At 72.9% G+C, this 2,560-nt stretch carries 2 protein-coding genes; one reads left to right on the forward strand and one right to left on the reverse strand.

Annotation, left to right across the window (positions count from 1 at the left end; all coding sequences use genetic code 11):
* A partial coding sequence (locus M4J07_RS47565; protein ID WP_255983614.1) for a sodium:solute symporter family protein occupies window positions 1-1,270 on the forward strand: 1,270 nt, incomplete at its 5' end.
* Here the strand turns inward: M4J07_RS47565 and M4J07_RS47570 are convergent.
* The coding region (locus M4J07_RS47570) for an MFS transporter (RefSeq protein ID WP_255983616.1) at window positions 1,239-2,560 on the reverse strand (1,322 nt) is incomplete at its 5' end. The genes M4J07_RS47565 and M4J07_RS47570 overlap by 32 nt on opposite strands.

Genomic DNA, 2,560 nt, shown 5'->3' on the forward strand with positions numbered 1-2,560 from the left:
CGTCGTCGCCTACATGTCGTGCGGGTACGCCGTCGGCTACGTCGTCGGGCCGATGCTCTGGTCGTACGCGCGCCGGCACGGGCTCGTCTCCATCACCGACATGGTCGCCCACCGGTACCGCAGGCCGTGGCTCGGCGCCGCCGTCGCCGTGCTCGTCACCGTGTTCCTGCTGCCGTACATCCAGCTGCAGATCACCGGCATGGGCGTCGTCGTGTCGACCATCTCGTACGGCGCGATCAGCCTGAACTGGGCCTACTTCATCGGCTTCGCCGTCACCACCGGGTTCGTCGTGGTGAGCGGGCTGCGGGGGAGCGCCTGGGTGTCGGTGCTCAAGGACCTGCTCGTCATCGTGACGCTCGCGTTCCTCGCCCTCTACGTCCCCGTGCACTACTTCGACGGGTACGGGGACTTCCTGCACCGGATTGTCGAGGAGAAGAGCGACTGGCTGACGCTGCCCGGCAGCGGCGGAAGCCCGTACGGCGAGGCGTGGTTCGCGACCACGACCTTCCTCAACGCCCTCACCGTCGTCATTTTCCCGACCACCGTCGCCGGGTACCTGGGCGCGCGCAGCGCGGACGGGCTGCGGCGCAACGCCATCTGGCTGCCCGCCTACAACGTGCTGCTGTTCGTGCCCATGTTCCTCGGGATGGCGGCGCTGTTCGTGGTGCCGGGACTGACCGGGGCCGACTCGAACCTGGCCCTGTTCAAGCTCGTCGTCGACTCGCTGCCCGCCTGGGCGGTGGGGATCATCGGGGTCGCCGCCGCGCTGTCGTCGATCGTGCCGATGGCCGTGTTCATGCTGGTCATCGGCACGATGTGGGGGAGCAGCGTGTTCTCGCTCGTGCCGCGCTGGCGGGGCTCGTCGCAGGCGCTGAAGGGCTGGTCGCAGCTCGTGGTCGTGGTCGCGGGAACCGTCGCCCTCGTCCTGACGTATGCCGCGCCCAACACCCTCGTACGGCTCTCCCTCATCTCGTACGAGGGGATGGCGCAGCTCGTACCGATGCTGCTGGTGGGGTTGTTGTGGCGGCGGCTGAGTTTCGTGGGGGCGGTGAGCGGGCTCGTCGTCGGGGTCGGGGTCGTGTGCGGGCTGGTGTTCAGCGAGCACGATCCGGTGTTCGGGGTGAACGCCGGGATCGTGGCGCTCGCCGCCAATCTCGCCGTCACGCTCGTGGTGACGTACGCCTGCCCGGCCGACCGTGACGCGCGGCCGGACAGCGAGGTGCTGGCCCAGGACCCGGTCAGCGAGCCGGACGCCGTTCCCGCAGGGTGAGCAGGAGGGCCGCCGCGGCGAGGGCGAGGGCGCCGGAGACGATCAGCGCCGTGTTCGTGCCGGTGTCGAGGGCGTGCCGGGTGGTGCCCGTCGACGTGGAGACCGCGATCATCAGGGCGACGCCGGCGGCCGAACCGATGTAGCGGGCCGTGTTGTTGGCGCCCGAGCCCATCGCGGCCCGCGCGACCGGCACCGACTCGACGGCGAGCAGCGGGAGCGCCGCGTTGAGCAGACCGCTGCCGATGCCGGAGATCAGCAGGCCCGGCAGCAGCCGCGTCCAGTGGCCCGAGCCCGCCGCGCCGAGCATCGTCGCGACCGCCAGCGCGTGCAGCACGAACCCCACGGCCAGCTGGTGGCGCGGCGACACCCGGCCCGCGAGCCGCCTGGCCTGGAGGGCGACGGCGAACGACGTGCCGGACCAGATCACGAACAGGCCCGCCGTGCCCATCGGCGTGACGCCCATCGTGTGCTGGACGAGCGTCGGTACGTAGCTGAAGAGCGCGATGACCGACAGGCCGGTGAAGAGCGCGCCCGCCGTGGAGGCCAGGAAGAGGGGGCGGCGCAGGAGCGTGAGGTCGAGCATCGGCGTCGCGCTGCGGTGCTCGACCGCCACGAATGCCGCCAGGAGCACGACGGTCGCCAGGAGCAGTACGCCGATGGGGGCGCGGAGCCAGCCGTCGCGGCCCAGGGTGAGCGCGGCGAGGAGGGCCACCAGGGCGAGGCCGAGGGTGAGGGCGCCCGGCAGGTCGGGGCGGCCCGCGCGCGGCGAGCGGGACTCGGTGAGGGCCCGCGGGGCCAGGGCCGCCACCAGGAGGGTCGCCGCGGCCAGCACCCCGTACGCGTAGCGCCAGTCGGCGACGTCGGAGACGGCGCCCGCCACGACCGGGCCGAGCGCGATGCCGCCGCTGACGAACGCGCCCCACACCCCGGTGGCCTTCACGCGCCCGGCCGGGGTCGGGAACGCGTGCACCAGCAGGCCCAGGCTCGCGGCCAGGATCGCCGCGGACGCCGCGCCCTGCGCGATCCGGGCGAGCGTGAACAGCAGCGTGTTCGGGGCGAGGGCGCCGAGCGCCGTCGTGAGGCCGAGCGCGAAGGTGCCGAGGACGAAGGCCCGGCGCCGCCCGTAGTCGTCGGCGAGGCTGCCCGCGACGAGGAGCAGGGCGGCGAGGCCCAGCGGAGTGCCGTTCAGGAGCCAGGCCTGGGAGGAGAGGGCCGTGTGCAGCGACGCGGCCGTGTCGCCGAGCGTGATCATCGGCGCCGTGTACGTCATGAGGGCCACGGCCGTCGCCG

This window comes from Streptomyces longispororuber (assembly GCF_024448165.1).
Classification (GTDB): Bacteria; Actinomycetota; Actinomycetes; order Streptomycetales; family Streptomycetaceae; genus Streptomyces; species Streptomyces longispororuber_A.